The sequence below is a fragment of the Calditrichota bacterium genome (assembly GCA_013151735.1).
In the GTDB taxonomy this organism is placed as follows: Bacteria; Zhuqueibacterota; JdFR-76; order JdFR-76; family BMS3Abin05; genus BMS3Abin05.
Genome location: JAADHR010000067.1, coordinates 1 through 7,129 on the forward strand (window position 1 = coordinate 1; position 7,129 = coordinate 7,129).

Below are 7,129 nucleotides of genomic sequence, written 5' to 3' on the forward strand. Positions count from 1 at the left end.
GAATCGAATCGGGAATGACGGGGTCTTTTTCAACCGCCCAGTTGCCGAAGGCATTTTCTTCCGTCGCAGACATGTCGTACTGATCGGGCGTCTTGCTTTCGGAAGCGGAATAAAACAGGCGGGCATCCAACAAATAATTTCCCCACCGCTGTTGCCAATTGAGGGAGTTGGTCAGGACGTAGGATTTGTGTTCCCCATCCACGGCATTGTAGTTCAAATTTCCACTCATGGCATTGGGCTGGTAGCTTTGCTGGACGTTGCTCAGATGTTTGTTAATTCCGCTGTAAAAATTGCTGAAAATAACTTTTGTTAAAGGCGTTTTGTAATCCAGAACTAACATCGCGCCGTAGCGATTAATAATGCGCCCCACATCTTTCAATGTCAGGCTGGTTGCAATGCCCGTACTATCATAATCCAACCACTCATATCCGGCATTCATGGAATTGTCGCTTCGGTTTCTTCGCTCCACATCTACCTGCGCCAAGGCACCCAGCCTTTTGCCCCAAAAGCGTTTGCTTCCGCCCAAAACAAATTTGTAATCTCCGAGTGTTTCCCGTAATCCGTTGTAACCTCCCTGCGCCACAACGCTCAAATTGGTTTTGTCAGGGGCTTCTTTCATAATGAAATTAACCGTTCCGCCGATCTGATCCGCTTCCTGATCGGGCATGGCCGTTTTAGACACCACAATCCCCTGCAACATGTAGGGCGAAATCATGCTTAAATCGCTGCTGCGGTCACCCGATCCGGTAGCAGCCATGGTTACGCCGTTAATTTGAATTTTGCTGTATTTGGGTGACAAACCGCGAATAACCACTCGATTTCCCTCACCACCGGCTCTTTTCAGGGCAATACCGGGCAAACGCCCCACCGCTTCCGCCGCATTGGCTTCCGGCAGTTCTCGTATTTTGGCGGATGACACCACGTTTTTTATGGAATTGGCGCTGATCTGCTGGTTAATCGCCTGCATCTGCCCTTCTGCCTGAGCCGTAACAACCACCTCGTGTCCTTTGATAACCCGAAACGTCAGGGAAAAATCTTGTGTAACAATTTGATTGGGCAATACCCGCACTTTTGCGGTTTTGGTTTCGTACCCAATGTAACGGGCGACGAGTGTGTAGGTGCCAGGAGGAACATTCAAAATAAAATAGTGCCCCTTTAAATTGGTCGCGGCCCCCATGCTGGTCCCTTTAATCACGATGTTGGCGCCGGGCAGGGGTTGCCCCGTGGCATCGTCTTTCACAACACCCTGAATTTTTCCGGTAGAACCAGCTCCCCGAACTACAAGAGGGAAAAATATCAAAAAAAAGGTCATCACGGATAGCAATTTTTTTCGCTGCATGGTGCACCTCATTTTTTATAGGTGAGTTGACTGTTCTGGCAAACGCGCCGAAGGAGATTAAAAAAACAAAATTCAGAATCAAAATCAGGTTTTACATTACACAAAATTAAGGTCCGTTGGTTCAAGCCACACGGGTGTGTTGCGGTTCACAATAATTCGGGATATTATTTTTTAAGAACGGAACCAACTATGCTATTTAAGTAAAAGGAATTATTATAAGTTGCTTCTAATTTAGGGAAAGAAGGGGAAAATCCACAAGTAAATAACAGTAAAATTAACTGTTATAAACATGTTAAATGGCTTTTAACGGGAAATTTGTTGAAAAACAGGCAGATTTTTCATCAATTGCTATTTTCCTTGATTTTTCAACTCAACATCTTTATATTAGTTTTGAAATCTTGTTTACCTATTTTACAGAATTTACCCACAAAGGCAAGTTGTTAACCTGAATATAGCGTTTCCTGAAGGGCCATTGGTGATGTTCTCTAAAAAAAACCTCACGCAGCGTTTCGCTGGAAAAATTGATCGGAAAACCAAACGGGCCGTCCTGAAAGAAATCCTTAGCAGCAAGGAATTTGTTTCCTCCCATAACAATCAGAAATTACTGAAGTTTCTCGTTGAGATGTCTATCAAAAACGCCACCCCTTCTGAATATGACATTGCAATGGATGTGTTCGATAAAGGGCCTGATTTTAATCCGAACGAAGACGCCATCGTGCGCGTCTCCATTCACAATTTACGAAAAAAACTCGAGGAGTACTACCTTCACGAGGGGAAACACGTTAAAACGCGGATTGAAATTCCTAAAGGCAGCTACGAAGTGGTGTTCAAACGCATCCACACCAACACACACCGGCTTTTGTTTAATCCCAATGCCCTGGTTTTTTTTCTCTTAATTGTGCTAACCGTCCTTCTCATCTGGTCGCAAATGACCGTGCACCAATTAAAGAAAACTACCGTAGAAGCGAGTACCCTGGCCCACACCCCCGTGTGGCAGGACATTTTTCGCTCCCCGCTTCCAAGGCTTCTTGTGTTGGGGGATGATTTCTTTTTCCTCCGGCAGGAAGAAAACAAGGAAATTATTGTCCGTAAACACAACATCAATTCACAAACGGACCTTGACAGACTGGTTCACAATTTTCCCTCAAAAGGAATCAAGGGGAAAACACCCTACGCCTTTGTGCCAATGGCGTCGATCAAACCGCTTCTATTTGTTTTGCCTCTCTTTAAATCCGGTCAAACGATTCATTTGAAATGTTCCTCTGCGCTCGAGACCAAAGACCTGCTCGAAAACGACTTGATTTTCTTTGGAACATTCCGAAATCTTTACATGCTGCACCAGATTATTAAAAATCAGGTGGCGAGTTACAAGGTGGGCTTAGGAAAAAATTCCCTAACGCTTAATCTGGGCGATTCTTTGGCCACGTTTGCCTTGAACGGCAACCCGGAAAAAGAACACTCCGATTACTGTTTTGTCAGCAAAGTTCAGGGGCCGCATCACAACACGCTTTTGCTTTTCATCAGCTTCTTTGAAACCGGCATCATTGGAGCCACACAGTACATGACCGACCCAAAGTCACTCCACACACTCGAAACCAAATTCAAGACACGCTTCGGGACTTTTCCCCCCTATTTTAAAATCCTTTTTAAGACCTCCGGGTTTTCCCGCACAGCGTTTACCACCCACATCGTATACTTCGACCGCATAAACCCGGAAAAAACAATCTGGTAGAAATATCTGAAGTCGTTATTTTTTTACTCCGGTGTGGAAATTTCCTTTAGAATTTCCTGAACCTTCTTCTTTTGTGTTACAACGATTTTAATATCGTACGCTTTCAACGCGTAGGCAAACCCTTTCTGTTCCAACGGAACCGGCGAGACCAGCACGTGAATGTGCTGGTCAATGAGCCACTGCGCCATTTTAATCCCCCGTCCCCGACTCTGGCGGTCAAAGGAATTGGATTCAATCCTCTCCAGTTCCGGCTGTGGCACTGATTTTTTGAACACATAAAAGGCAAAATAGGCGGCATTACCCACGGGTGAAAGTGTCTGCCGGTCCTCCCGCAATGGCACGGCTACACGCAGCACATCCGGTTTGCTGGGTTCGGTATGAATGAGAATGCGTTCCACGAATGGAACCTGAGCCCGAATGTGCTGTTCAATTTCGTCGGTAATCTGGTGCGCTTTCACCAGGTCGTTGGCTTTGACGAAAATCTCCGCCTCCAGAAAGCGGTAACGGCCGGAATTTCTCCCGGTCAGGGATTTGATGCCGTCCACAGAAGGATGGGCCAAAATCAGCCGCCGCACTCGCTCCAGAGTTTCCTGGTCAATGGAAGCATCCAGCAGCACCCGCATAGCGTCAACCAGCGTGTGCCAGCCCTCGTAAGAAATCCAGGCCACAATCAAAATCGCGGCATAGCGGTCCAAATGCACCCCCAGCAATTGCCCTCCTACAGCCACAAACACCAATCCAGACGAAAAAATGTGGGCACGGAATTCCGTGGCATCGGCAATGAGACTGGGAGAATTCAGGCGACGGCCCACCCGGATTTCGTAGTAGCTGAATAAAAAGGGAACCAAAATAGCCACGCCGACACCTGCCAGCATGATGGGCTTGACAATTACATGGTGTTCCGGGGATAACACCGCACGCCGAACAATTTCATATCCCGTAAAAAATATGCTGAACGCAATGACCGCCTGCACCATATTTTCAATTTTGTACAGACCGTACGGAAACGCCCGTTTCTTCCGCTGGGAAAGCCACAATCCGCTCAGCACCAGCACCGAGGCAATCAGATCCAAAATATTGTGAGCGGTTTCCGCCACCAGAGCCAGACTTCCCGAATAATAGGCCATGGTAAAATTCAAGGAAAACAAACCCACATTGATCAGCAGAGAAAACCAACCCATTCGGGTTCCGGAGTCTTTGTGTTTTAAAGAAGCGTTTTTTTTCGTTCGACCGGCCATTTTCTGTTCTCCATACGAAAAAAAATCATCCATTCACAATCATTTCGACACAACACCAAAAGTATTCCAGGTAAAGCCGTCATCGGACCAATTGGTTGCCGGTTTCGGCCCGCGGGAAAACGCGCTACGCATTCTCAAATAAGCAGCAGGTACACCGTCACACCCGTTACCAAAAAATAGAGCAAGGAATAGCGGTGAAAATACCCGTACTTCCGGCGGTTTTGGACAAAACGCAACGCAATGAGATTGGCAAAAGATGCAATGAGCACCCCGTTTCCGCCCACATTCACGGCGTAGGCGATCCACTTGAAATGCGAGGAGTAATTCACCAGGAGGATGGTGGCCGGCACGTTGCTAATCACCTGGGACAACAGGGCACCCGTCACAAACAATACCTTCGGGTTTTGCAGAGGCAGGGATTGCATGAAATGATTGACGATTGGCAGTCGGTACAGCAAATGGACATCCATAAAAATGATGACAAACAGCAGAATGAGCCCCCAGTCGGCCTTGATGAGTATCTTTTTCTCGATCAGAAAATAGAGCAAAAACAGAAGCGCAAGAAAGTAGATGTCAACACCCAGTTCCACGGAAAGAATAAACACCACAAAAAGGCCGGCAGACATCCAAAACAAGGACCGGTTGACGCGAAGGGTTTGCTGATTGACCGGACGAATAGGCCGCGGCGGGAACACCCAGCGTGCCCCAAGATACAACCACAGACCCAAAATCAAGCCGAACGGGAGCATTTCTTTCGTAAAGATGGGGAAGGAAATCCCCCACTGGTGCCAGAGGTAAATGTTTTGCGGGTTGCCCACCGCCGTCAGGGCGGAACCGGCATTCACGGCGATGGCCTCAAACACAATGATTTTGACGTAATCGCCGCCGGAGATTTTCTGCAAGCTCAACGTAAGCGGTACTAGAATGAACAGGGCAATATCATTTGTTAAAAACATGGATAAAACAGCCGACGCAAAAATCAAAAACAGGGCCAGTTGGCGTTCATCCCGAATACGCTTGGAAATCCGGCAGGCCGTCCAGGTGAAAAACCCGCTTTCTTTAATCGCCGTCGTAATGAGCAGAAGGCCGGCCAATGTGACAATGGTGTTCCAATCCACATACGCTGGAAAGCGGCGCAGCGGCTTTCGGGTAAGACCCTCCAGCAACACCAGTGCCGCCAGCGCAATCAACAAAAGTCCATTTCCCCGAAGAATTTGTCCTGTTCGTTGTAACCGATTATTGGTATTGACCATAAACATTCATTTCCTGATTTACCAACAGGATCCCTGTCTTTTTTGTTTTTTCATCCCGATTCATGGTTACCAAGCCTTTAATTCTTCAGTCATAAAATAACCCAAAAAGATGAAAAAATCTAAAAGAAATCATTAAAAAAAGATGAAGATCAACATTCAAAATTACCAAGGCCTTTCCCGTGTACGTTTATTCGAATAGATTCCCTTAATTTTGAAATACGGCCCAGGATTAAAAATCGCTTGTCTAAAAGATAAACAAATCTTTCAAAAGGTCAAGGATTTTGGCGATCAAATCGTCCAAACTTAATTTATTTGAAAACACCAACCGTAAACCGACCACATTTTCGAGAGGAAACATTCGAGGCAAAACAATTACAACCCCTTATGAAACACCAATTGATCGGTACACTGCTTGCTGTACGCTTTGAATTGTCGGAAGAACGCTTTTCCAAAAATAAAAATGGCCCATTTTCCCCTTGAAATGCAGCCTAAATTAATATAAATTAAATTTGTTACACATCTTATCCTAATTTAATGGCTCCAGCATCCTGAATTGAATTTTTTCCAGAGAAGAGAGATTTGTTCCCGGAACAAGCAGATGTTCAAATTGGGGAAAGATTTAATTCTTTCATGTCGTCGATTTCGTTATCCACCCTATTCATAAATTTTAATCATGCCTTAATAACGGAGAACGAAAATGAAACGTCCCTGGAAAACAACTCTGAATTTCTTCCTGCTGACTCTTGTGGTTGTTCCCATTGTGATTGATGTTCCTCCAAACGACACGACACAAACTCAAACCACACTCTGGGGAGGTTTGGGGCAATATGCTCTGATTACACGGGGTTGCAACGGGAATATCCTTCGGGAAAGGGGCATCGGATTTCAGGAAATTGGGGGGAAATGGAGCCGGAATAGCCGGAAAAGAGAGATGGGCATTCTGGCTCATGCGGCGTGGGATCGGAAGGAAGTGGAAAAGGAGGTTTGGGACCCGCATTATGGCTACAGCTCAATCTACCATTACCCCAGGCGGACCCTATTTGCTATCAATCCTTTTATTGAGCTGAAGGCGCGGTACATTGGCGCCGGAGCAGGTGTACTCATAAGCAGCACCGCCCTTCCAAAATTGAGTAATGAAAAAGATATTCATTTTCTGCCCTCTTTCCACCTTCGTTTCGGCAGTTTGCAAAAGATTTATTTTGACGCATCTTTTCTGCAACATCCCTGGCTTTATTCGGGAAACTATTTCAGAATCGGTCTCGGATCGAACAAATCCCGAACGTTCCAGCCCTGGTTTGGACTGGGCTTTGGCCCTTCAGATCGGTTGGGGCTGTTGTACAGGGGAAACATCTTCCTGAGTAACGGGCTTTGGCTGCACATGCTTCTCCGGGCGGGAATGAGTTCGTCCACACCCGAGCCGGCCATTGGGCTGGGGATAACCTATTCGAAGTAATCCTTGAAAAAACAGGGCTGTTTGCGGCAGCAACTAGTTCAGAGCGTTTCCCAGATAGTCTCTAAACAAAACATGGCAATTTTCAATTCATTTCTGTTGTTGAAAATAACCGGA

General features: G+C 46.2%; 5 protein-coding genes. 2 read left to right on the plus strand and 3 right to left on the minus strand.

Annotated features, from left to right (window positions below):
• The coding region (locus GXO76_04750; protein NOY77159.1) for a TonB-dependent receptor plug domain-containing protein at nt 1–1,339 on the minus strand (1,339 nt) is incomplete at its 3' end.
• Between the two features lie 478 nt (nt 1,340–1,817).
• Here GXO76_04750 and GXO76_04755 point away from each other — a divergent pair.
• A complete protein-coding gene (locus tag GXO76_04755; GenBank protein ID NOY77160.1) occupies nt 1,818–3,071 on the plus strand; it encodes a hypothetical protein in 1,254 nt (417 codons plus the stop codon).
• 23 nt (nt 3,072–3,094) lie between these two features.
• Here the strand turns inward: GXO76_04755 and GXO76_04760 are convergent, their stop codons facing one another.
• Nucleotides 3,095–4,309 carry a cation diffusion facilitator family transporter gene (locus GXO76_04760; GenBank protein ID NOY77161.1) on the minus strand — a complete coding sequence of 405 codons (1,215 nt, stop codon included), beginning with the start codon at nt 4,307–4,309 and terminating at the stop codon, nt 3,095–3,097.
• Nucleotides 4,310–4,443: 134 nt separating this feature from the next.
• Nucleotides 4,444–5,562 (minus strand): hypothetical protein, encoded by a 1,119-nt coding sequence (locus tag GXO76_04765; GenBank protein NOY77162.1) that lies wholly within the window; start codon nt 5,560–5,562, stop codon nt 4,444–4,446.
• 697 nt (nt 5,563–6,259) lie between these two features.
• Between GXO76_04765 and GXO76_04770 the strand changes: the two genes are divergently transcribed.
• The gene (locus tag GXO76_04770; protein ID NOY77163.1) at nt 6,260–7,015 is read left to right on the plus strand and encodes a hypothetical protein; all 756 of its coding nucleotides are present in this window, start codon (nt 6,260–6,262) and stop codon (nt 7,013–7,015) included.
• Nucleotides 7,016–7,129: the final 114 nt, after the last annotated feature.

What these genes read in the sequence shown, in the direction of transcription:
- GXO76_04765 (NOY77162.1), bottom strand. Translation starts at nt 5,562, where the DNA reads ATGGTCAATACCAATAATCGGTTACAACGAACAGGACAAATTCTTCGG.
- GXO76_04760 (NOY77161.1), bottom strand. Translation starts at nt 4,309, where the DNA reads ATGGCCGGTCGAACGAAAAAAAACGCTTCTTTAAAACACAAAGACTCC.
- GXO76_04770 (NOY77163.1), top strand. Translation starts at nt 6,260, where the DNA reads ATGAAACGTCCCTGGAAAACAACTCTGAATTTCTTCCTGCTGACTCTT.
- GXO76_04755 (NOY77160.1), top strand. Translation starts at nt 1,818, where the DNA reads ATGTTCTCTAAAAAAAACCTCACGCAGCGTTTCGCTGGAAAAATTGAT.